Below are 22850 nucleotides of genomic sequence, written 5' to 3' on the forward strand. Positions count from 1 at the left end.
ATTCTGTTCTAATTGAGGCAACTCAAAACAGAACAGGCAGGGAAGGGCGATGAAAAAACTCAGCGAGCAGCGGCTCGTCTATTTCTTTGAAGCGGTCCAGTGCGGCAGCGTGCGCGCGGCGGCCGACAAGCTCGATATCGCACCGTCGGCGGTGAGCCGCCAGATCACATTGCTCGAACAGGAAATCGCCATTCCCGTCATGGAGCGGCACCGCCGCGGCGTGGTGCCGACCGAAGCGGGCCAGTTGCTGATCGATTACTACCGCGAACAAGGCGCGCACCAGGCCGATCTGTTGTCCAAACTGCAAGGCCTGCGCGGACTCAAGCGCGGACATGTCAGCATCGTCATCGGCGAAGGTTTCGTGAGCGATTTCATGAGCCGGCCGATGGCCTATTTCTGCGAACGCCATCCACAGATTTCAGTGTCGCTTGATCTTGCCGGCACCAACGATGTGTTGCGCATGGTGGCCGAAGACATCGCCGAAATCGGCCTGGTCTACAACCCGCCCGCCGATCCCAAGATCGTCTCACGCTCGGTGCAGCGGCAGCCGATGATGGCGGTCGTCAGCGCCAACTCGCCGCTGCGCAACAGCAAGTCCTGCACCTTGCAGGAGCTCAGCGAATATCCGGTCGGATTGATGCATACGTCCTACGGCACCCGGCAATTGCTGGCGCTGGCCGAATACGCCGCCAAGATCAAGCTCAATCCGACGCTGACCACCAACTCCATCAACGTGCTCAAGCATTTCGTCAGATCCGATCTGGGCGTGACGCTGCTGCCGCGCTTTGCCGTATCGACCGAGCTGGCGGCGGGCGAACTGTTCGCAATTCCTCTCGAGGACGACGTGCTGGCGGTCGCCGAAGTGCACCTGGTCACGCGCGTCGGCCGCAAATTGTCGGTCGCGGCCAATCGTTTCGTGTCGTATTCGAGCTCGCTGATGCAGGCATTTCAGGTCACCAGCTGAAGTGTTCTGTGTTCTCATAAATAGAACAATATCGGCTTTTCGATGTAATTGACGCTCACCTCCGCTGCTTGCACACTGGATCCGTCTGATTTGACGTACGACTTATCCAGTGAGGAGCGGCATGAAACATATCGGTGTGGCAGGGTTGGGCAACATGGGGCGCGGCATGGCGCTGTCGTTGCAACGCGGCGGCTTTACGGTGTCCGGTTACGATCCGGCGGCTGCGGCGACGGAAAGCATCGCGCGCGAAGGCGTGCGGACATTTGCGTCCGTGGCGGCGCTGGCGGCGGAAGTCGATGTACTGATCCTGTCACTGCCGACCTCGGACGTAGTGGAGGCGGTGGTGTTCGGCGCCGACGGCGTGCTTGCCGGCGCCAAGCCTGACCTGCTGGTGGTCGACACCACCACGGCCGATCCCAACAGTACGCGCAAGGTCGCTGCAGCGCTGGCGGAAAAGGGCGTGCGCTTCATCGATGCGCCGGTCAGCGGCGGTCCCAAGGGCGCCATCACCGGCACCATGACCATGGTGCTGGGCGGCGCGGCGGAAGATGTCGCAGCGGTCACGCCGGTGCTCGAAGCCATGAGCGCCAAGCGCGTGCACGTCGGACCGGTCGGCGCCGGTCATGTCACCAAATTGCTCAACAACCTGATGTGCGGCGCGCACCTGATCGTCGCCGGCGAAGCGGCGCGCATCGCCGCCGCGGCCGGCCTCGATGCGCAGCAGATCTTTGAAGGCATCAACGCCGGCTCGGGCCGCAGCGGCGTCACGCAAGTCAACTATCCCACCTGGATTTTCAACGACGCCTTCGACTCCGGATTCACGATGAAGCTCATGCGCAAGGACTTGCGCCTGGCGATGGGTTTGCTGAGCGAGCTCGGCACCTCGGCACCGCTGTCGGGCGAGGTCGGCCGCCTGTGGGCCGCGAGTGGGGACGCAGCCGGCACCGCCGACGGCGAGGATTTCAATCGCATCGTGCAGTTCATCGAGAAATAAATCACCTACATCATCAGGAGTCTTGAATGCAATCGAATGAAGCAGAACAATTGTTGGCGGCGTTCGCGCCGTTCTTTCCGGGCGCCGGATTTGTCGGTTCGTATGTCGGCGGCAAGCTGGTGCAGGGCGATGGTGCGATGGTGGTGCTGCAGAATCCCGCCACCGGCGCCGACAGCCTGAGCTATCGCGACGCCGGTGCAGCAGTCGTGCAGCTGGCCGCCGAGGCGGCGCTGGCGGCGCAGGCAGAATGGTGGAAGCTGACGCACGCCGCGCGCGGCCGCATCGTCTTCGCCGTCGGCCAGAAAATCCGTGACAACACAGAAGCGCTGGCGCAGCTGGAGTCGCTCAGCGCTGGCAAGCCGATCCGCGATTGCCGCGGCGAAGTGGCAAAGGTCGCCGAAATGTTCGAGTACTACGCCGGCTGGACCGACAAGTTTTACGGCGACGTGATTCCGGTGCCCAGTTCGCATCTGAATTACACGCGCCGCGAGCCGGTCGGCGCGGTGCTGCAGATCACGCCGTGGAATGCGCCGATCTTCACCTGCGGCTGGCAGGTCGCGCCGGCGATTGCGATGGGCAACGCGGTGCTGCTCAAACCATCCGAGCTGACGCCGTTCACTTCGCTGGCGGTGGCGGCGTTGGCCGAACAGGCCGGCGTGCCCAAGGGGCTGATCAACGTGCTGGCCGGTCAAGGCCATACGGTCGGCCAGGCCGCCATCGATCATCGCGTCGTCAAGAAAGTGGTGTTCGTCGGCTCGCCGCAAACCGGCAAGAAGATCGCCGAAGCCGCCGCGCGCCGCTTGCTGCCGTGCGTGCTCGAGCTGGGTGGCAAGTCGGCCAACATCGTGTTCGCCGACGCCGACCTCAAGCGCGCCTGCCTCGGCGCGCAGGCGGCGATCTTTTCGTCCGCCGGGCAAAGCTGCGTGGCCGGCTCGCGTGTGCTGGTGCAGCGCGCGGTGTATGACGAATTCGTCGCCATGCTGGCCAACGGCGCCGGCAAGATCAAGGTCGGGCAGCCGCTCGACGCGCAGACCGAAGTCGGGCCGATTTCCAATCGCAAGCAGTACGACCACGTGCGCGGCATGATCGCCGAAGGCGTGCGCAACGGTGCGCGGCTGGCGACAGCGGAGCAGGATTTTTCGGCGCCGGGATTCTTTGTGCGGCCGACCGTGCTGGCCGACGTCAGCAACGACATGGCCGTGGCGCAGCAGGAGATTTTCGGACCGGTGGTGGTGGCGATTCCGTTCGATACCGAGGAAGACGCGGTGCGCATCGCCAACGACAGCGACTTTGGCCTGGCCGGCGCGGTCTGGACCAATGACGTGGCGCGTGCGCATCGCGTGGCGGCCAACATCAACGCCGGTACCTTCTGGATCAACGGCTACAAGACCATCAACGTAACCTCGCCGTTCGGCGGTTACGGCCAGAGCGGCTATGGCCGGTCCAGCGGCGTCGAAGCCTTGTACGAATACACGCAGACCAAGAGCGTGTGGGTCGAGACGGCGAAAGAACCGGCAGCGACCTTCGGCTACGTATGACGCGAACCGGTTCGGATGGGATAGGCAACAGGCTGGCCCTGTTCCCGCCCAATGAGAACGATGTCATTTTCATTGCGGCGCGGAGCAGGGCAAGGCATGATTGACGCCGGACAACGAAGGCGATCAAGAAACACGTCGAAACGCCGTCATCAATCGTTGCAACAAGAATAGCTGTATCAGGGAGGGCCGCGCACAATGCGGCTTTGAACAGTCTTCGCACACAATATCCGGAGGGAACAATATGCAAGCATCCGCCACAACACCACCCACAACACCCGTCATCCAGCCAGGACTGCAGACATGGAAGCTCTATGTGTATGCGGTGCTGATCCTGGTCGTGGCCGAACTGATCGGTTCGGTGGCGTTCAAGATGGGCCCGGGCAAAGTGGTGCTCCTGCCGATGGTCTGGGCGCTCATCATGGGCGCCGTGATCGGCAGCCTGCAATCGAAAATGGGACCGCTGGCGCTGACGCAGCCGTTGCAGTTCCGCGCGGCCGCCATCCTGCAGCCGGCGTTGCTGCTGTTCGTCGCCAAGCTCGGCCTGATGGTCGGCAGTTCGCTGCCGAAGATCATCGGCGCCGGCTGGGCCCTGGTGTTCCAGGAATTCGGCCACTTCGTCGGCACCATCGTGATCGGCTTGCCGCTGGCGCTGCTGCTGGGCATCAAGCGTGAAGCCATCGGCGCGACGTTCTCGGTCGGCCGCGAACCGAGCCTGGCGATCATCGGCGAACGCTACGGCATGAATTCGCCGGAAGGACGCGGCGTGCTGGCCGAGTACATCACCGGCACGCTGTTCGGCGCGGTCTTCATCGCGATCTTCGCCGGCTTCATCACCAGCCTCAATATCTTCCATCCGGTCGCACTGGCGATGGGTGCAGGCGTTGGTTCGGGCAGCATGATGGCGGCCGCGGCGGGCGCCATCGCCGCGCAGCAGACGCCGGAGATGGCCAAGGACGTGGCGACTTTCGCTGCAGCCAGCAACCTGATCACGACCACCATCGGCACCTACTTCACGCTGTTCATTTCGCTGCCGCTGGCGGTCTGGGGCTATCGCGTTCTGGAACCGATCATCGGCCGCACCACATCGTCCTCGAGCACAGCCGCCGACGACAAGCTGCATGAACAGACCCATACCGAAGTAGCGGACCTGAACCTGGCCGGCCGCATCGCCGCCTGGGTGTTCGCCGGCGTGCTGACCATCATCGCCAACTGGATCGCCTACAAGGTCGCGCCGCTGGAATCGGTGGGCTGTATCGTGATCATGATCGGCGCCGTGCTGGTCGGGGACCTGCTGTGCAACCTGACCGGCAGGAAGATTCCGGCGGTGTGCTGGGTGACGCTGGTGGCGATGTTCCTGACCTCGCCGGCCTGCCCATGGGCGGATGCGATCGTGGCCATTACCGGCAAGATCAACTTCCTGGCCGTGATCACGCCAATGCTGACCTTCGCCGGCCTGTCGATCGCCAAGGATATCCCGGCGTTCCGCAAGCTCGGCTGGCGCATCGTGCTGGTGTCGTTCGCCGCCAATGCGGGCACCTTCATCGGCGCTACGCTGATCGCGGAGTTCTTCCACTGATCTGCAGGCAAAGTGGTGCGTAAAAATGAAAAGGCCGGCAATTCACATTGCCGGCCTTTTTTTGCATGTGTGCAGCGACGTTTATTGCGCCTTGTAAGCCGCCCACGCCACCAGCAGCCAGCCTGCCAGGAAAGCCAGGCCGCCGATCGGCGTGATCGCGCCGAGGAAGCGCACGCCGCTCAACGCAAGTACATAAAGGCTGCCGCTGAAGATCACGATGCCGATGAACATCGCGCTGCCGGCCCAGCCGAGGATGGCGGGGCCGAACTTGGGAATCAGCAGCGCCACCGCGAACATGCCCAGCGCATGCACCATCTGGTAGATCACGGCGGTCTGCCAGATCGCCAGCATGTCGGCGTCAAGGACTTGCTTGAGGCCGTGCGCGCCGAATGCGCCCGCGCCGACCGCGATGAACATGTTGAGACCGGCCAGGATGACGAGAAGACGTTCGCTCATGTGTGATTCCCCAAAAAGTAAGATGCTTATTTTAATTGTTGTGCCGCCATCGCCATCGCCATCGTCATTGATGGCAATGGGAGCGCGCGTCAGACGCCAAAAATCGGCATCAGCCGCATGATGGCGTCACGCCATTCGCGCGGCTCGGGCCGGCCGTTGGACTTCTTGCTCAGGAAGCTGGCGATGTGCGTGCCCTGGCGGTTGAACAATTCCAGCGAGGTGATGATGCCGTCGGTGGTCGGCTTCTTGGCGACCCAGACCGAATCGATGTGGTCTTCGCGCAGTTGCATGCGGAAACCTGAGTTCGTGATCTTCAGGCGCGAGTCCTTGACACGGATGTTCTTGATCTTGCCATAGTAGGCCTGGACGATGCCGGCGTTGCCGACCTGCGCCATGATGGAGGTGCCGAATTCGGTCATGCGCTGCAAGATCACGCGCGCCGAATCGTTGGCGACCTGGTAGGCGAACGCCTTGCCGGCCAGACGCAGCTTGCGCAGCCGCTGCTGGTCGAAGGCTTCCTGGCGCTGGATGAAGTCATCGTGGTTGTGGGTGTGCGCCCAGTCCGCGCGTAAGGCGTCGACGTCGATCTGGCGCAGGCTGTCGTCTTCGCTTTCAGCGTCGCTGTTGAGTGGGTGGACCAGGTGCGGCGCAAGCTGCTCGGCAGCGGCATGGTCGCTGACCAATTGCCGGAACGATGCGATATCGCCGTTTTCACCGAGGACGATCTTGTGCATCATGCTGCCGAAGCGGTCGAAGAATTGCAGGCTGTGTTGCTTGCCGCCGCTGCAGGCGTCGTGCTCTTCGAGCGCGTAGCCGTGTTCCCATTGCGGATAGAAAATCCGCAGGTGCATGGCTTCGGCCGGCGCCAGTTCAATTTCATTGTCGACGTAGAGCGCGCCGCTGACGTTGTCTTTCTCAAGCAGGGCGGAGGAGTTGCGCGTAACTTCAGTGAGGCCGCCGAGCGTCGCGAGACGTTGCATCAGGGGCGCGAATTCGCCGCGCAGGCGCGTCGCGGTAGGCTGCAGCGCAATGCGTTGCACATCGGTCAGATTGGGCAGTTGCTGATCGTCGAGGGGGCGCAGACGCATCATGATCTTTTCCTTCGGTATTCGGTACGGCTTCATTTCCGGCGGCCGGTGCGAATGGGTGGCAGCGTTGGTGGCGTTCTCCGTAGCGTGCTCCGCATTCTTGATTCCGACCCATGTGGGGGCAGGTTGCTGATATCCAAGAGACAGGGAGATATCGGTGCCGCCGAGGGCATCGCATCGGAAGGAAAGTCGCGTGCTCTGTGGGCATCCGACCTTGAATCCATCAAATGAGAATAATTCTCATCTATTGTCGTGCATGGAGCACCAAATAGCAAGTCCGGTTAAACACTTTTACAGAAAGTTGATGACGCTAGGGCCTGTTAGCAATCAATTTGCGAATGCGAACGCGCGGCAGGCGTTGACTGCCTAGGCGCAGCGACGCGACGTAGCGGCACTACGGCAAGGAGCTGCAACAACGGCAGGCGACGCCTGCAGCCGTTCCCGAAGGGTTGCTGCCAGAAGGCGCGCTGGCGGCGTTGCATGGCTTGCAGGTGGGCCCGCCACCTGCTACGCCACGCGCCTTGCCAGCACGCCTTCTGGCAGCAACGCATCTCGTAAATTGATTGTTAACAGGCCCTGGGCTGTCAGAAAAGTGTTGAAAGTGTGTCCGTATGTAAGTCCTGTGGCGAGTGATGTTGCGGCGCGATAACCTGAACTCGTCTCCTCCAGTTCCTCCCTCTTGAATTGGATTCAGCCCCCGGCCCTTGAAGGCCAGGGGCTTTTTTTTGTCCTGTTCCAGCGTCGTCCGGCGCGCTTGAGCAACGGCGCATTCCGTGCCAGCGCTGCTGCTGTGCGCCATCAAAGTTCAGCCGTTTCTCCGGATTTCAGGTTGACACGGGATTTTGGCGGACCTAATATGTTCGCGCGAACATTGATTTTTGCTTTAATCCGGAAGCGGCGAATTTGTCCGTCGCGGCCGTTCCAACATCAAGGAGAGCACCATGCTGACCCCTGCGCAGATCGCACAATATCGAACCGACGGCTTGCTGGTCGTGCCCGGTTTATTGGATGTTTTCACGCTGCAGCGGATGAAGGAGGCGCTCGCGCAATGGCAGGAACAATCGCGCGCCGTCGATACCCACACTCAGGTGTTCGATCTGGAAAACGGCCATAGCGCCGCCGATCCGCGCCTGCGTCGCATCAAGCAGCCACACAAACATCATCCGGTGTTCGAGGAGTTCATCCGCTCGCAGCCGGTGGTCGCGGTGCTGCAGGATTTGCTGGGGGAGGGGCTGCGATTGCAGAGCTCCAAGCTCAACCTGAAATCGCCGCGCTTCGGTTCTCCGGTGGAATGGCATCAGGACTGGGCATTCTATCCACACACCAATGACGACATCCTGGCGGTGGGCGTGATGCTCGACGACACTTCGCTGGAAAACGGCGCAATGCTGGTGGTGCCCGGCTCGCATACCGGCCCGACCTACGACCACCATGCCGACGGCCGATTCTGCGGCGCCATCGATCCGGCCACGCCGGGACTCAATCTCGACCGGGCAGTGCCGGTGACCGGCAAGGCGGGATCGGTGTCATTCCACCACGTGCGTGCGGTGCACGGTTCGGCACAGAACCGCTCGACCATGTCGCGCAATTTCCTGCTGTATGAAGTGTGCGCGGCGGATGCTTTCCCGCTGCTGGGAGTGGCGGATTTCGATGAATTCAATTCGCGCCTGCTCAGCGGCGCACCGACCATCGTGCCGCGCTTTCGCGACGTGCCGGTGCGCATGCCGCTGCCGCCGGCGTTGAACCAGGGTTCGATTTACGAGAACCAGGCGTCCAGCGGAAAGCGCTTCTTCGATATTGCCGACGACGCGGCGGTGCAAGCCGTGTCCACCTGAGCCGGCCGCACGCCATGCAACAGCTACGCGTCTACCAATCCCTGTGGGCCATGGAACGTCGTCGTCCCGATGGTCTGGAATGGACCCTCGAGCAGAAGCTCGCCATGATCCGCGACGCCGGTTTCGACGGCGCCGGCGTGCGCTTCTTCGATCGCGACTATGCACGCGAAGTCACGGCCTTCCTGCGTGAACACGGCATGAGCTGGCAGGCGCAGTGCTATCCGCGCAGCGTCGACGAACTCAAGCCGATCATCGAGCACGTGCAGGAGTTCGGCGCCGACCACATCAACCTGCAGGCCGACGTGCGCCCCTATACGCTGGATGAGTGCATTCCCTATATTGAAGGATGGCGACGCCTGGCCGATGATGCCGGCATCGCATTGCACATCGAGACGCATCGCGACCGCATGACTACCGACCTGTTCTTCACGTTGCAGTTGCTGGACCGGTTTCCGGATCTGCGACTCACCGCCGACTTGTCGCACTACGTGGTGGGCCGCGAGTTCGCCTGGCCGATTTCAGATGAGAACCACGCGTTGATGCACCGGATCATCGACAACGCCTGGGGCTTTCACGGTCGCGTCGCGAGCCGCGAGCAGATCCAGCTGCAACTGGCGTTTCCGCAGCATCAGCAATGGCTGGCGCTGTTCATGCAATGGTGGGAGTACGGATTCCGCAGCTGGCGCCGCCGCGCGCCGGTCGATGGGGTGCTGACGTTCCTGTGCGAACTCGGCCCGCCGGAATACGCCATGACCGGCGCCGACGGCTATGAGTTGTCGGACCGCTGGCAGGAAGCCGGCGTCATGAAGGACAGTGTGCGTGCGCTGTGGCGGGCCTGCGCAGACGATGCAGGAGCGGGGAAAAACACAGTACAGGAACGCGCAGCAGCATGATTTCAAGGTTTCACATTTTCAGATCACCAGCAAGGCCAAGGAGAAGTATCGCTTCCATCAATGAGCACACGGCGTCCCGCCGGTCGTAGATCGAGATAACACGACACGTCCCCATGCTTTAACATGAGAATGGGACCGGCAAGGGCGCCGATATCCACAGGAGACAGACAGCATGAATACAATCGCCAGCAGCCCGCGCGCGGACCACGCCCTCAGGTCCGTTTCAGAGCACCAGACTGAACGCGACGCCAGCAATGCAGCAGACCGCGAGAGGGCCGGACTGGAGCGCCAGCGCGTCATCGCGCTGCGTTCTTCGGTGGTCGGCACCGCGCTCGAATGGTATGACTTCTTCCTCTACGGCACCGCCGCGGCCATCGTCTTCAACGTGCTGTTCTTCACCAAGCTCGATCCCATGATCGGTACGCTGGCCGCCTTCGGTTCCTATGCGTTGGGCTTTGTGGTGCGTCCTCTGGGCGGTTTCGTGTTCGGTCATATCGGCGACCGCATCGGGCGCAAGAATGTGCTGGTGGTCACCTTGCTGATGATGGGACTGAGCACGACGCTGATCGGCTTCCTGCCGACCTATGCCAGCATCGGCATCGCGGCGCCCATCCTGCTGACGCTGTTGCGGCTGGTCCAGGGTTTCGCCGCCGGTGCGGAATTCGGCGGCGCCGTTACCATGTCGGCTGAATACGCGCCGGTCAACAAACGCGGCTACTACGCCAGCTGGCCCGGTGTCGGGGTAGCACTGGGAGTGGTGCTGTCTGCCGGCATTTTCACGCTGGTGCGGCAGATGCCGGAAGCCGATTTCATGGACTACGGCTGGCGCATTCCCTTCATCCTGAGCAGCATCGGCCTGGCCGTCGGGATGTACATTCGCCTGTACGTGCTGGAGTCGCCCGCGTTTGAAAAGATCAAGTCGAAGAAGGCCGTGCTGAAGTCGCCGATCTCGGCGGTGTGGAAACATCATCGTCGCCATCTGTTCATCGCCATCGGCGCACGCTTTTCGGAGAATACCGCCGGCTATATTTTTCAGGTGTGGGCGTTGTCCTACCTCACCGCGCAACTGAAAGTCGACGCCAGCATCGGCCTGATCGCAGTGCTGATCGGCGCAGGTTTGGGGGCCTTGCTTAATCCGTTCTGGGGCATGCTGTCGGATCGCATCGGCCGCAAGCCGGTGTATATCCTCGGCATCCTGGTCATGATCCTGGGCGCATGGCCGTTTTTCCTGATGCTGGAAACGCGTGAGACGCCGATGATCATTGGCGGCTTCGTGATGATGATCGTGTTCGGCCTGTATCCGATGTTCTCGGTGCAGGCGGCGTTCTTCGCCGAGCTGTTCCCGCCGAGCGCGCGCATGAGCGGCATCTGCATGGCGCGCGAACTGTCGTCGGTGATCACGGGCGGCATGGCGCCGGTCATTGCAACAGGGCTGCTGGCGTACTACGGCGGCAGCTATTACCCGATCATCGGTTATCTGGTGTTCATGGGTGGCGTCGCGCTGATCGCGTTGCTGATGGCGCCCGAGACGCGCGGCGTGGTCTACGACGAGGACGCCTGAACGCAAAGGTACACGGGCAGCGTCTGCGTTCAGGCGCTGCCGCGGCGCACGATGGAAAAGCCGAGATCGCTGACCGTGTCGGCCTCGGCATCTTTGCCGCCGAGTCGCGCCAGCAGCATCCTCGCCGCAGTCTCGCCGATGCGATGGCTGCTGACATGCACGGTGGTCAGCGGCGGATTGATTTCCGAGGCGATATCGAGATTGGCGAAGCCGGCGATGGCGATGTCCTGCGGAATGCGCACCTTGCGGCGATCGCACTCGAGTACCGCGCCGGCGGCGATCACATCGTTGCTGAAGAAGGCGGCGTCGACATCGGGATGCTGCTCCAGCAGCGTCACCATGGCTTCGCGGCCGCCTTGCAGGAATGATCCCGGGGACGCCGTGATGCGTATCGGCGCGCGCAGGCGATGCCGCTTGAGCGCGGCACTGAGCCCGGCCAGGCGCGCCACGCCGCGCGGATCTTCACCGCCGACGAAGGCAATGCGCCGATATCCTTGCTCAACCAGATAATCGCCCATGGCCGCGCCGGCGTCGTAGTTGGAGAAGCCCGCCAGCATATCGATCGGCTCCGGTGTCAGGTCCCAGGTTTCCACCACCGGAATGCCGGCGGTCTTGAGTCGTTGCAGCGTTGCGGCGGTATGCTGCACACCGGTCAGCACCAAGCCGTCGACACGGCGGCCGATGAAGGCTTCGACCAATCTGGTTTCAATGTCTTCGGAATAATCGCTCTGGCCCAACAGCAGCTGGTAGCCGTGCGCCATCAGATACTCCGACATGCCGCGCACGGTTTCCGCAAAGATCGAATGGCCGATGGTCGGCACCACGGCTGCAACAATGCGCGTACGCCGTGACGCCAGTCCACCGGCCAGCAGATTGGGGATGTAACCCATGCGGGCAATCTCGGCCTGGACGCGTTCACGCGTAGCCGGCGCCACCTTGTCGGGCGAGTTGATCACGCGCGACACGGTGATGTGCGACACGCCGGCGACGCGCGCAACATCTTCCTTGGTGACGGCCCGCGCCGGATTGCTGTCTTCTTGCGATGTAATTCTTTTTGCCATGCGGGTGGTCAGAGTGACGGGTTGTTGTCGCCGGAGAAAGCTTCCCGGCGACGCCTATTCTGACACCAAATATACGATTTGCGACGCCAACTTGTCGGGACGGCAAGCATACAACACGACATCTTGAAAAGAGCCGTGCGGCCGCGCAGTGGGCGTAGACAGCGGACACGACGTATCGCAACAGGCATGCACGATCACGATCGGAAATGAAAAAAAGGGCTCCAATTGCTTGGAACCCTTTTTAGCTACTGCTGAATTTCTGGTAGGCCGTGCGGGACTCGAACCTGCGACCAACGGATTAAAAGTCCGCTGCTCTACCAACTGAGCTAACGACCCGAAAGACCGCTATTATATGCAAAATCGATCAATCGTGTCAAACGCACAGGCAAACTATTTCAACGTCGCCAGTTTTTCCTTGCCTGTCTGCGCCGCCGGACTTTCCGGATACTTTGCAATCAGCGCATCCCAGGCCTTCTTCGCTGCCGCCTTGTCCTTGAGCTCGACGTAAGAACTGCCGATGTTGAGCATCGCGTCCGCTACCTTGGGGCTGTCCGGATAATTCTTCACCACGACTTGTTGAGCGGCGATCGCTCCCTTGTAGTCGCGTTGCGCATACAAAGAGTTGCCGACCCAGTATTGCGCCGACGGCGCGTAACCGGATTGCGGATAACGTTTCAGGAAGTCGTTGAACGCTGCGCCGGCGCCCTTGTAGTCGCCGCCCTTGAACATGTTCAGAGCCGCGTCATAGGTCTTCTGCTCATTCAGGTCGACGCTGGATTCCTTGCCGTCGATCGTGACTTTTTGCGGTTCCAGCTTGCGCAGGCGCGCATCCAGATCGACATAGAAGTCTTTCTGGCGTTGCTGCGTATTGGCGAGTTCATTGCTGAGGACTTCGACCTGGCCGCGCAAGCGGGCGATTTCCTGACGCAATTGGTCGTTTTGATCGGACAAGCTCAGCGCGCTGCTCTTGTCCGATTTGTTGGCGACATCTTTTTGCAGGGCATCGATCTTGTTGCGGATATCGAGGATGGCCTTGCGCGCTTCTTCATCGTCAAACAAGCCTGCGTGCGCCGTTGCCGGCAACACGGACAGGCTTGCGACAGCGGCCATCATGGCCGCTGCGGAAAACGACTTGAGCGCAGTCTTCAGGGAAGTGCGCATAAGTCTTATTGGTAAGCGATGTCGGAACGACGGTTTTCAGCCCACGCTGCTTCGTCGCTGCCCAGGGCCTTCGGCTTTTCCTTGCCGAACGACACTGCTTCAACTTGCGCATCGGACACGCCCAGCAGGACCAGCGCCTTGCGGACTGCTTCTGCACGCTTTTGACCCAGCGCCAGGTTGTACTCGGTGCCGCCGCGATCATCGGTGTTGCCTTGGATGATGACCTTGCGATCCTTGTGCGAATTCAGGTACTTGGCATGTGCTTCAACGACCGAGCGGAATTCGTCCTTGACGGTGTAGCTGTCATAGTCGAAATAGATGCTGCGCTTGGAGAGGATGCCTTGCGGGTCGTTCAGCGGGTCGGAACCGGCATTGACGGTGTTGACTGCGCGTGGATCTGCGCCGCCGGTGGTGGCGCCTGTGCCGGCACGGTTTTCAACCGGGGCGTTCTTGTCGTCCAGTTTGGTGGACGAGCATGCCGCCAGCAGCATGGCTGCCGAAAGAACGATTGCAAAAGAACTGAATGTACGCATGTGAAACTCCTTGTGTCGTGAATGAATGTGAATAATTGTTTATTTCATGAACGGCCCCCAGGTTGGCTCCCTGACATCGCCGACCTGGGTTGTTAAGCGCTGTTTGATCCGGCCATCAGTGGAAACGATGGCCAGCGACCCGCGACGACCTGATTCCGTCGCGTACATGATGTATTTGCCGTTTGGCGAGAAGCTGGGCGACTCATCTTTGACGGTATCGGACAGGCGTTGTTCCTGACCGTTGGTCAAATCCAGCGCGTAAAGCTGGAATTTGCCTTCGCGGCGCGAAATAAACGCCAACGTCTTGCCGTCCGGGGAAATCCGCGGGCTGATGTTATAGCTGCCGCCGAAGGTCACGCGCTGGGCGTCGCCGCCGTTCGGGCTGACCTTGTAGATCTGCGGGCCGCCGCTGCGGTCGCTGGTGAAGTAGACGTAATTGCCATCCGGCGAGAAGCGCGGCTCGGTGTCGATGCCGGCGGTATTGGTCAGGCGGCGCAGGCCGCTGCCGTCGGCGTTGATCACGTAGACCTGGGTCAGGCCGTCGCGGGTGAGCGCCACGGCGAGGCGCTGGCCGTCAGGAGCCCAGGCCGGCGCCGAGTTGCTGCCTTTGAAGTTGGCTACCAGCGTGCGCTGACGCGTCACCAGGTTCTGGATGTAGATGACCGGTTTCTTGGCTTCGAAGGAAACGTAGGCGACCTTGCCGCCGTCCGGCGACCACGACGGCGAAATGATCGGCTCGTTGGAGCGCAGGGCGACTTGCACGCCCTCACCGTCGGCATCGGCCACTTCCAGGCGGTATTCCTTGCCCGAGCGTGTCACATAGGCAATACGGGTCGAGAAAATGCCGGGGATGCCGGTCAGTTTTTCATAGATGTCGTCGGCGATCTTGTGCGCGGTGAGGCGGATCAGCTGCGGCTGGCTGCCGAAGGACAGCGCCGACAATTGCGCCGCCTTGATGGTGTCGAACAGGCGATAGCGCACGTCGAAACGGCCGTCGGCCAGGCGCTGCACGCTGCCCACGGCAAGCGCATTGGCGCCGCGGTTCTTCCAGTCGCCATAGTTGATGGCGGAGGCGTCGGACAGCGAGTCGCTGTTGTCGATCAGCTTGAAGACGCCGCTGCGTGCAAGGTCGGCCTTGACGATGGAAGTGATCTGTTGCGGCCCGGCTTCTTCGCCCGGGAAGGCCGCGATGGCGACCGGGATCTGGCTGGCGCCGACACCGGAGATTTCAAAGCGCAATTCCGCATGTGCGGCGGAAGCGGCGGCGATACCCATGACGGTCAGGGCAATGCCGGTGAGGTGGCGAAGACCATGCGGTGCGTTCAGTGCTATGCGCGAGTTTTTGATCATCAGTTCTGATCCTTCGGGTAGTGTTTAAAGGTAAAGCTGTTCGGCACCTTGCCGTCCTTGTCAGGAGGGAAAGGTTGCGACTTGTTGATCGCTTGCTGGACTGCTTCGTCAAAGCCCGGAATGCCGGATGACTTGTTCTTGCGGATGCCGCGCACCGTGCCGTCGGGCAGCAGTTCGACTGTGTATTCTACCGCCGGGTTTGCACTCAGCTCGCCGGGCATGTCGAAGATGGTGTTGGAGCGGATCTTCGCGCCCAGCTTGTTGCCGTAGTCGGCCGCGCCGCGCGGGCCCTGCGACTGCGCAGCCGTGCCGGTGCCGCCGCCTGCGCTGGTGGCCTGGCCCATCATGCGCTTCAAGTCATCCTGGCGGCGTTGCTCAGCGGCCTTGTTGTCGGCGGCTTGCTGCTTCTGTTTCTTCTCGGCGGCGAGCTTGTCGGCTTCGGCTTTCTTCTTGGCCTCGGCGTCGTCTTTCTCTTTCGCCAGCTTCTTGTCGGCGTCGATCTTTTCCTGTTTCTCTTTCTTCAGGCGATCGGCTTTTTCACGCTCGAGCTTGGCTTCTTTTTCCTTCTCGTCGCGTTCTTTCTTTTCCGCTTCCTTGCGCTTCTTTTCCTTCTCTTTTTCGAGCGCGATGTCAGGCTTCACCACGGGCGGTTCTTCCACCTTCGGTGGCGGCGGCTTGACGGGTTCAGGTACAGGAACAGGCTGCGGCGTTGGCTTCGGCGGCTCCGGCTCGGGCGCAGGTTGCGGCAGCGGCGCCGCTTCCTTGATGTTCGGATCCCAGATTTCCGCTTCGACGGTCAGCGGCGTTTCGCTCTGCCAGCTGATGCCGAACCAGAGGAAGGCCAGCAAGGCCATATGGACCACCACCGCCAGCGCGATGGCGCGCCAGCGGCCCGGTTGTCTCGGTACTTGGTAAGGAGTGCTCATATTACTTCGTTGCCAGTCCCACGCGTGCGATGCCCAGCTTCTTGGCGGCGGCGATGACCTGCACGACTTCGTCGTACTTGATTTCCTTGTCGGCGGAAATCATCACCGGCATGTCCGGGTTGTCAGCGTGCAGCGCCTGCAGCTTTTGCGACAGGTCGGGACGGCCGGAGGCGGTCTGCGTTTCACCGCGCTTGGGGCCGTTGACCTTGATGGTGGCCTTGGCGTCCGGTTTCAGCGCAATCTCGATGTATTCGCTCGGCGGCACGGTCGACTTGCCGGCGGTCGGCAGGTTGATCACGCTCGGGTCGTTCACCGGCGCGGCCACCATGAAGATGATCAGCAGCACCAGCATCACGTCGATGTACGGCACGACGTTGATTTCCGATTTGAACTTGCGGGGACGTCCCCCGCGCATGGATGAGCCTGCCATCAGCGTGCCTGACGTTGCAAGATGTTGGAGAATTCTTCGATGAAGCTTTCGAAGCGGATCGCCAGCCGGTCGATGTCATGCGAGAAGCGGTTATAGGCAATCACCGCAGGGATCGCGGCGAACAGGCCGATGGCGGTGGCGATCAGCGCTTCGGCGATGCCGGGGGCGACTGCTGCCAGCGTCGCCTGTTGCACGTTGGCAAGGCCGCGGAAGGCGTTCATGATGCCCCACACCGTGCCGAACAGGCCGACGTAAGGCGACACCGAACCGACCGTCGCGAGGAAGGCCAGGTGAGATTCCAACGCATCCATTTCACGTTGGTAAGCGGCGCGCATGGCGCGGCGGGCGCCGTCGAGCACGCCGGTCGAATCGATCGCCGCGCCTTTGCCGACTTGCGCCTTGGCCTTGTTGAACTCACCCATACCGGCCTGGAAAATGCGTTCCAGCGCGCCGCCGTGACCACCGCCCTTGCGGCGGTTGGACAGCGTGTCCTGGTACAGCGCGATCAGGTTGCCGCCGGACCAGAACGAGCGCTCGAACTCTTCGGTCTGGGAGCGCGCGCTGCGGATCGTGAACATCTTGCGGAAGATGTAGGTCCAGCTGAAAACGGAGGCCAACAGCAACAGCAGCATGACAAACTGCACGATGACGGAAGCGTTGGTGATCAGAGCAAAGAAGGATAGATCTTGAGTGACGTTCATGGAGGCGTGTGGGGTCGAGGTTCAGTACGGGGTTCGGTTTGGCGCAATCTGGCGTTCAGTCGGAGCTCAATTGTACGTGCAATTTTTTTCAGTCTCGTCGCGGCAGGTGTAAAGATGCCGCGGCGGTGGTGCGTGGCGATGATGAATTATAAATTTCCCTTGAGGCGGGCCAGCATTTCTTCCGGAATGGCCTGGGGCCGGAAGTTGGCGGCATTGACGCAGGCAATCTTGATTTGGCCGCGCGCCAGCAATGTTTGTTCTGTTCCCTGGAGGCGCCAGGCCTCTTGTACAAAAGACATGGACGCGTTGCGGAACTGTTCGACCACGACGGTCAATTTCAGTTCATCGTCAAGGCGCGCGGGCGCAAAGTAGTCCACCGCGGTGCTCTTGACCACGAAGATCAGGCCGCTCGATTCGACCAGTGCCTGCTGGGAAAAGCCCAGCGCGCGCAGCCATTCGGTGCGCGCGCGCTCAAAGAACTTGAGGTAGTTGGCATAAAACACGACGCCGCCGGTGTCGGTGTCTTCATAGTAGACCCGGACCGGCCACGAAAAAGCGTCGTTGCTGTTACTGCTGCCGACGCTGTTGCTGCTATTGTTTTTATTGGTTGAATCGGACATTGAGGCGCGTTTTTACTGGGTGCGTTTGATGTTCAACGGACCGAAACCTTGGCAAGTTGGCATCAGTTCGATGTAGTTGATATTGACGTGCGCCGGCAGCGTGGCGACCCAGAAAGCGGCTTCGGCGATATCGACGGCGGTCAGCGGCGTGGTGCCTTCATAGACCTTGGCGGCGGCGCCGTCGTTGCCCTTGAAGCGTACGTTGGAGAACTCGGTGCCGCCACACAGGCCTGGCGCCAGATTGGTGGCGCGCACGCCGGTGCCGACCAGATCAGCGCGCAGGTTCAGCGTGAACTGATCGACGAATGCCTTGGTGGCGCCATAAACATTGCCGCCCGGATATGGATAGGCGCCGGCGATCGAGCCGAGGTTGATGATGGTGCCGGTGCCGCGCTTGACCATGTTCGGCAGGATGTGATGGGTGACCGTGACCAGGCCCTTGACGTTAGTGTCGATCATGGTTTCCCAGTCTTCCAGCGCGACCTGGTGGGCCGGCTCGAGGCCCAGCGCCAGACCGGCGTTGTTGATCAGTACGTCGATGTCCTGCCAGCCTTGCGGCAGCGACGCGAGGGCGCTCTTGATCGAATTCTTGTCGGTGACGTCCAGCACCAGCGGCAGTACCTTGTCGGCGCCGAATTCGGCGGCCAAGGCGTCGAGGCGGTCCTTGCGGCGGCCGGTGGCGATGATCTTGTGACCATTTTGGACGAATTTGCGCGCCATTTCGGCGCCGAAACCGGCTGTTGCACCTGTAATCAAAACGATCATCTGTAATTCTCCCTGTTGGCGTAGGACGATGCATGTTTGCATCAATAACCCGAAATTGTAGCCCAAAGCGCCGCTGCGCGAGATGCAACGCTTTCCTGGCCCGGGTATTAGGCAAATCTTGCCGAATCCTGAGGCATCCCTTACAATGCCCAGACCATTTCGTCTCACGTGACTGGCGAAAAACCGGGACCTTGTTCCGGCACAAGATGGGTATCCATCGGGAAGCGTGAGATTTCATTAGCCGTGCGCCTGGGCAGCCCTGAATGGAAAGAACGATTGAGGCTGCCTGCAATTCCCTTATTCATCCTGGCCCTCATTCGATTTGGAAGTCCTCAAGTCGGCATTGCCTATTGTGTTTTTGGCGCTACCAGGCGTTTTTAGGCGCTACCGGCTGATGTGCTTCAGGCGCACCCTTATCCATTGGAGAAATCATGTTTGCAAAGAATCACACCATCGCGAATGTCGACCCGGAACTGTGGTCCGTCATCCAGAAGGAAAACGTCCGTCAGCAAGAACATATCGAGCTGATCGCTTCCGAAAACTACACCTCGCCTGCAGTCATGGAAGCGCAAGGCACGCAACTGACCAACAAGTACGCCGAAGGCTATCCGGGCAAGCGTTACTACGGCGGCTGTGAGTTCGTCGACATGGCCGAGCAACTGGCCATCGATCGTCTCAAGAAGCTGTTCGGCGCCGAAGCCGCCAACGTGCAACCGAACTCCGGTTCGCAAGCCAACCAGGGCGTGTTCTTCGCCATGCTCAAGCCGGGCGACACCATCATGGGCATGTCGCTGGCTGAAGGCGGTCACCTTACCCACGGCATGGCATTGAACATGTCCGGCAAGTGGTTCAACGTGGTGTCCTACGGCCTGAACGACAAGGAAGAAATCGACTACGAAGCCATGGAAGCACTGGCGCGCGAAAAGAAGCCGAAGCTGATCATCGCCGGCGCCTCCGCTTACGCGCTGCGCATCGACTTCGAACGTTTCGCCAAGATCGCCAAGGAAGTCGGCGCTTACTTCATGGTCGACATGGCGCACTACGCCGGTCTGATCGCTGCAGGCGTTTATCCTAACCCTGTGCCGCACGCCGACTTCGTCACTTCGACTACGCACAAGTCGCTGCGCGGTCCACGCGGCGGCATCATCCTGATGAAGGCCGAGCACGAAAAGGCCATCAACTCCGCGATCTTCCCGGGCATCCAGGGCGGTCCGCTGATGCACGTCATCGCCGGCAAGGCCGTGGCATTCAAGGAAGCGCTGTCACCTGAGTTCAAGGAGTATCAACAGCAAGTCGTGAAGAACGCCGATGTGCTGGCCAAGACGCTGATCAAGCGCGGTCTGCGCATCGTCTCCGGTCGTACCGAATCGCACGTGATGCTGGTGGATCTGCGTCCGAAGAATCTGACCGGCAAGGAAGCCGAAGCGATTCTGGGTTCGGCCCACATGACCTGCAACAAGAACGGCATTCCTAACGATCCTGAGAAGCCATTCGTGACTTCCGGTATTCGTCTGGGCAGCCCGGCGATGACTACTCGCGGTTTCAAGGAAGCCGAAGCGGAACAGGTTGCCAACCTGATCGCCGACGTGCTGGACAATCCGCATGACGCAGCAACCATCGAACGCGTGAAGGCTGAAGTCAAGAAGTTGACTGATGCCTTCCCGGTCTATGCAGCGTAATCGGCAAGCAAGGCAATGAAGTAACAAGGTAATTGTTTGATCCTGCGGCCTTCGCTGTTGCGAAGGCCGCAGGCGCAGTAAGATGGTCTCCGGTATCCAACCTGTAGTCTGCTTCGATTTGCCTCTATGAAATGTCCGTTCTGCAATCATGACGACACGCCCGTGTTGGACACGCGCCTCTCCGAAGAGGGGGACGCGATCCGCCGTCGTCGCCGTTGCGCCAATTGCGACAAGCGTTTCACGACGTATGAGCGCATCGAACTGACGATGCCCGTCATCGTCAAGAAGAACGGCAGCCGCAGCGAGTTCGATCCTTCCAAATTGCGCGCCAGCCTGATGCTGGCGTTGCGCAAGCGTCCGGTGTCGGCCGAAGCGGTCGATGCGGCAATCCAGAGCATCCAGGAAAAACTGTTGTCCAGCGGCGCCCGCGAAGTGGTGTCGGGGCAGGTCGGCGAGCTGGTGATGCGTGAGTTGAAGCGTCTGGACAAGATCGCGTACATCCGTTTCGCGTCGGTCTACAAGAGCTTTGAAGACGTCACCGAATTCCAGGACGCCATCGCCGAAGTCGGCCAGGAGCGCAAGGCCGCCGCGAAGAAACGCAACGACTGACGTCAGTCATTGACGTCCTGGCATGCGCCTTGTCGCGCATGCCATCCTTCCTCATTCACATTTCCGATTCCGCGCAGGCATAAAAAAAGCGACTGTATTTCTACAGTCGCTTTAGTAATTCAGTCCCGCCTGTGCCGCTATGCTGGCATCCTGAACCAAGCGGTTCAAGTTGGCTGCAGTTAGTTTAATTTCGGGTTCATCGGACTAGCGACGCTCACGCCCACCAAACAAAATCCCACAGCCTGTGCACATAAATGGTTCAAGGAATATAAGCATTCGCGAACACGGCAGGAGACTTAAGTCTACTCTATTCGGGATTCTTGTCAAAGCCTTTGCGTAAAAAAGCGGAGGTATTTTCACTCTGTGACAGCTGTAAATCTTTCATACGCGTGAGGCAACATCCGTGCACATTAAAATGCCGGGCCAAACCGTTTCTCGTGGATCAATAATTGGACAGGAGGGAGGGGCGTTTGCGGCGCGTGCATGAGTGCACGCGCGCAAGAAAACAGAGGATATGAAGAGTAATCAGGAAGCCGTCAGAACAATTTTTCCTGCGGCGCCAGTGCATCGTCGAGCACGCTATGCATGGACGCGATGCTTTGCTTCCACTCCGCCACCGTCAGCCCGGCGAAGGTGCCGTCGCCGCCGGGTTGGGTCGACAGCAGTTCGGCGGCAATGCCGAGCGCGGCCATCACGGCGATGCGATCGTTGCCCTTGATCTTGCCGGTGTCGCGGATCGCGCACATTTTTTCATCGAGGTAAGCCACCGCCTGGCGCAGCGTGGCTTCTTCATCTTCCTTGCACACCAAGGTGTAGGCGTGGCCCATGATGGAAACGTTGATTTGCATCATGCTGTCTCCTCTTCATTGTCGAGCAGCGTCGGCGCTGCGACCGGGAGTTTTTCCAGCAGCGCAGCGACGCGCTGATGCGCTTCGTCCATACGCTGCGACAATTCCGCGTTTTCGGTGGTCAGGGCCGCAACGTTAAGACGCAGGTCGGCGTTTTCACGGCGCAGCGATTGCGTCATTGCGGCGAGTTGCGCGACTTTCTCTGAGAGTTGGTGGAATTCGGAGCTCATGGCCTCAGCTGTAGTGCAAAAGATGTGCGCCATTATATTCTGTTGGCGGCGTCCGGCACGACAAATAGCGCGACGGTTGCAGAAGGTTACAGAATTCCTGGCGTGATTTTGCAACGCTGCGGATTGTCCGCGTAAAAAGAGCGTGAGTTGTTGTCAGAAAATTAATCGTTACGGCCGGCGCAGTTGCTCCACCAGCCTGTCCGGCAGGTAATGCGGCCCGTCGAAGAGCGACACGCGATAGCCGTGATAGGTATGCAGCTGTGGCCGGATCTCTTCCGCGGTGGCGCTGCGGAATCCGCCGCCCGGCAACGGCCGGAACATTTCCGCGATTACGCGCACGCGCGCTTGGCCGAGCCTTTTGGACAGCACCTCGATGTAGTGAAGCGCAACACGCGGCTCGCGCGCATACACGCCGACACCGTCCTGGAAAAATACGCCGACGTCAGGCGGCAGCCACTTGAGCAGGCCGTCTGCCAGCGCGTCGGGGCCGACGTTGGCGCTGTCGTACACGGTGATCCATAGCGGTCGCGGCAACTTGGCGAGGAGCGCCGCCAGCCGTGGCGCTTCTTGCCAGGTCGGATCGATTTCCACCGGGAAGTACCAGCCCGTCACATGCAGAGGTGTCGGCAAGGCGGCCAGTCTGGCGGAGTCGGCGGCGAGTTGTTCGATATCGGCGCGCGCGGCTTTCTCATCAAAGCGACCGGCCAGACCGACGATGACGTCGCGTGCCCACGGCTCCCTGGCGATGCGCTCCCAATCGGGAAGCTTGGCGGCGGTAGGCATGGCGCTGCCTGGGACGAAGGCCGTGCCGTCGACCGCCGTCCATTGCACCAGCAGTTCACTTGCGCCGAGGCGGTCCCAGTTGCCGCGCGGCGCGATGGTGGCGTTGTCGGGTTGCCAGACGACGCCTCCGACCTGCACCGGTTCCGGCGCAGAATTGCAACCGGCGCAGGCAGCCAGCAGCAATGCTGCAGCGATGGCCAGCGTGGCGGTGCGCAATCCGTTGATGGTAAAAGTCAAACGTCCTCCGGT

At 60.8% G+C, this 22850-nt stretch carries 23 protein-coding genes, 1 tRNA gene, 1 other RNA gene and 1 riboswitch; of the genes, 9 read left to right on the forward strand and 16 right to left on the reverse strand.

Translation table 11 applies throughout. The features are described 5' to 3' along the window. Positions 1–49: 49 nt before the first annotated feature. From ACIROY_RS09840 to ACIROY_RS09855, 4 genes are all read left to right on the forward strand, one after another. The gene (locus tag ACIROY_RS09840; protein ID WP_402341413.1) at positions 50–964 is read left to right on the forward strand and encodes a LysR family transcriptional regulator; all 915 of its coding nucleotides are present in this window, start codon (positions 50–52) and stop codon (positions 962–964) included. A gap of 121 nt (positions 965–1085) precedes the next feature. Beyond that, positions 1086–1958, forward strand: coding sequence for an NAD(P)-dependent oxidoreductase (locus ACIROY_RS09845; protein WP_402341415.1), 873 nt, complete (start codon positions 1086–1088; stop codon positions 1956–1958). 26 nt (positions 1959–1984) lie between these two features. Beyond that, positions 1985–3496, forward strand: a complete 1512-nt coding sequence (locus ACIROY_RS09850) for an aldehyde dehydrogenase family protein (protein ID WP_402341416.1) — start codon at positions 1985–1987, stop codon at positions 3494–3496. 241 nt (positions 3497–3737) lie between these two features. After that, positions 3738–5072 (forward strand): DUF3100 domain-containing protein, encoded by a 1335-nt coding sequence (locus ACIROY_RS09855; protein WP_402273742.1) that lies wholly within the window; start codon positions 3738–3740, stop codon positions 5070–5072. 81 nt (positions 5073–5153) lie between these two features. Here ACIROY_RS09855 and ACIROY_RS09860 read toward each other — a convergent pair whose 3' ends face one another. Then, positions 5154–5528, reverse strand: coding sequence for a DUF423 domain-containing protein (locus ACIROY_RS09860; RefSeq protein ID WP_402273740.1), 375 nt, complete (start codon positions 5526–5528; stop codon positions 5154–5156). Positions 5529–5617: 89 nt separating this feature from the next. Further along, positions 5618–6619 carry a ChuX/HutX family heme-like substrate-binding protein gene (locus tag ACIROY_RS09865; protein WP_402341417.1) on the reverse strand — a complete coding sequence of 334 codons (1002 nt, stop codon included), beginning with the start codon at positions 6617–6619 and terminating at the stop codon, positions 5618–5620. 938 nt (positions 6620–7557) lie between these two features. Between ACIROY_RS09865 and ACIROY_RS09870 the strand changes: the two genes are divergently transcribed. From ACIROY_RS09870 to ACIROY_RS09880, 3 genes are all read left to right on the forward strand, one after another. Beyond that, a complete protein-coding gene (locus ACIROY_RS09870) occupies positions 7558–8451 on the forward strand; it encodes a phytanoyl-CoA dioxygenase family protein (protein ID WP_402273735.1) in 894 nt (297 codons plus the stop codon). Positions 8452–8465: 14 nt separating this feature from the next. Continuing rightward, positions 8466–9344 (forward strand): sugar phosphate isomerase/epimerase family protein, encoded by an 879-nt coding sequence (locus ACIROY_RS09875; RefSeq protein ID WP_402341418.1) that lies wholly within the window; start codon positions 8466–8468, stop codon positions 9342–9344. A 172-nt stretch (positions 9345–9516) separates the two neighbouring features. Further along, on the forward strand, positions 9517–10905 hold the full coding sequence (locus ACIROY_RS09880) for an MFS transporter (protein WP_402273730.1): 1389 nt from the start codon (positions 9517–9519) through the stop codon (positions 10903–10905). Between the two features lie 29 nt (positions 10906–10934). Here ACIROY_RS09880 and ACIROY_RS09885 read toward each other — a convergent pair whose 3' ends face one another. From ACIROY_RS09885 to ACIROY_RS09930, 10 genes are all read right to left on the reverse strand, one after another. Next, positions 10935–11966, reverse strand: a complete 1032-nt coding sequence (locus ACIROY_RS09885; protein ID WP_402273727.1) for a LacI family DNA-binding transcriptional regulator — start codon at positions 11964–11966, stop codon at positions 10935–10937. 260 nt (positions 11967–12226) lie between these two features. Then, positions 12227–12302 (reverse strand) — tRNA-Lys (locus tag ACIROY_RS09890). A 54-nt stretch (positions 12303–12356) separates the two neighbouring features. Continuing rightward, on the reverse strand, positions 12357–13127 hold the full coding sequence (gene ybgF, locus ACIROY_RS09895; RefSeq protein ID WP_402273725.1) for a tol-pal system protein YbgF: 771 nt from the start codon (positions 13125–13127) through the stop codon (positions 12357–12359). Between the two features lie 5 nt (positions 13128–13132). Continuing rightward, positions 13133–13660 carry a peptidoglycan-associated lipoprotein Pal gene (gene pal, locus ACIROY_RS09900; protein ID WP_402273722.1) on the reverse strand — a complete coding sequence of 176 codons (528 nt, stop codon included), beginning with the start codon at positions 13658–13660 and terminating at the stop codon, positions 13133–13135. A gap of 39 nt (positions 13661–13699) precedes the next feature. Further along, on the reverse strand, positions 13700–15010 hold the full coding sequence (tolB, locus tag ACIROY_RS09905; protein WP_402273719.1) for a Tol-Pal system beta propeller repeat protein TolB: 1311 nt from the start codon (positions 15008–15010) through the stop codon (positions 13700–13702). Continuing rightward, entirely contained in the window at positions 15010–15936 is a 927-nt protein-coding gene (tolA, locus tag ACIROY_RS09910) for a cell envelope integrity protein TolA (RefSeq protein ID WP_402341420.1), read from the reverse strand. The genes tolB and tolA overlap by 1 nt, the downstream gene beginning before the upstream one ends. 1 nt (position 15937) lies before the next feature. Then, positions 15938–16366, reverse strand: a complete 429-nt coding sequence (locus tag ACIROY_RS09915) for an ExbD/TolR family protein (RefSeq protein WP_402273714.1) — start codon at positions 16364–16366, stop codon at positions 15938–15940. Beyond that, positions 16366–17067: a protein TolQ gene (gene tolQ / locus ACIROY_RS09920; RefSeq protein ID WP_053200711.1), complete on the reverse strand. Its 702-nt coding sequence runs from the start codon at positions 17065–17067 to the stop codon at positions 16366–16368. Before tolQ ends, ACIROY_RS09915 begins: the two co-directional genes overlap by 1 nt. Before the next feature lie 146 nt (positions 17068–17213). Further along, positions 17214–17687: a tol-pal system-associated acyl-CoA thioesterase gene (gene ybgC, locus ACIROY_RS09925; protein WP_402273711.1), complete on the reverse strand. Its 474-nt coding sequence runs from the start codon at positions 17685–17687 to the stop codon at positions 17214–17216. Positions 17688–17699: 12 nt separating this feature from the next. Beyond that, positions 17700–18452 (reverse strand): SDR family oxidoreductase, encoded by a 753-nt coding sequence (locus tag ACIROY_RS09930; RefSeq protein WP_402273709.1) that lies wholly within the window; start codon positions 18450–18452, stop codon positions 17700–17702. A gap of 158 nt (positions 18453–18610) precedes the next feature. Next, positions 18611–18714, forward strand: a riboswitch (ZMP/ZTP riboswitch). Positions 18715–18883: 169 nt separating this feature from the next. On the opposite strand from ACIROY_RS09930, the gene glyA reads away from it, so the two are divergent. Both glyA and nrdR read left to right on the forward strand, forming a co-directional pair. After that, positions 18884–20131 carry a serine hydroxymethyltransferase gene (gene glyA / locus ACIROY_RS09935; protein WP_402273707.1) on the forward strand — a complete coding sequence of 416 codons (1248 nt, stop codon included), beginning with the start codon at positions 18884–18886 and terminating at the stop codon, positions 20129–20131. A gap of 126 nt (positions 20132–20257) precedes the next feature. Then, positions 20258–20740: a transcriptional regulator NrdR gene (gene nrdR, locus ACIROY_RS09940; RefSeq protein WP_053200704.1), complete on the forward strand. Its 483-nt coding sequence runs from the start codon at positions 20258–20260 to the stop codon at positions 20738–20740. 119 nt (positions 20741–20859) lie between these two features. On the opposite strand, the gene ssrS is transcribed toward nrdR, so the two are convergent. The 4 genes from ssrS to ACIROY_RS09960 form a co-directional block, all read right to left on the reverse strand. Continuing rightward, positions 20860–21037: non-coding RNA, 6S RNA (ssrS, locus tag ACIROY_RS09945), on the reverse strand. A gap of 239 nt (positions 21038–21276) precedes the next feature. Beyond that, positions 21277–21591, reverse strand: a complete 315-nt coding sequence (locus tag ACIROY_RS09950) for a cell division protein ZapA (protein WP_402273703.1) — start codon at positions 21589–21591, stop codon at positions 21277–21279. Continuing rightward, on the reverse strand, positions 21588–21818 hold the full coding sequence (locus ACIROY_RS09955) for a DUF904 domain-containing protein (protein ID WP_402341422.1): 231 nt from the start codon (positions 21816–21818) through the stop codon (positions 21588–21590). Before ACIROY_RS09955 ends, ACIROY_RS09950 begins: the two co-directional genes overlap by 4 nt. A gap of 168 nt (positions 21819–21986) precedes the next feature. Further along, positions 21987–22838: a hypothetical protein gene (locus ACIROY_RS09960; RefSeq protein ID WP_402273698.1), complete on the reverse strand. Its 852-nt coding sequence runs from the start codon at positions 22836–22838 to the stop codon at positions 21987–21989. Positions 22839–22850 lie beyond the last annotated feature (12 nt).

Source organism: Herbaspirillum sp. NPDC101396 (assembly GCF_044767365.1).
GTDB lineage: Bacteria > Pseudomonadota > Gammaproteobacteria > Burkholderiales > Burkholderiaceae_D > Herbaspirillum.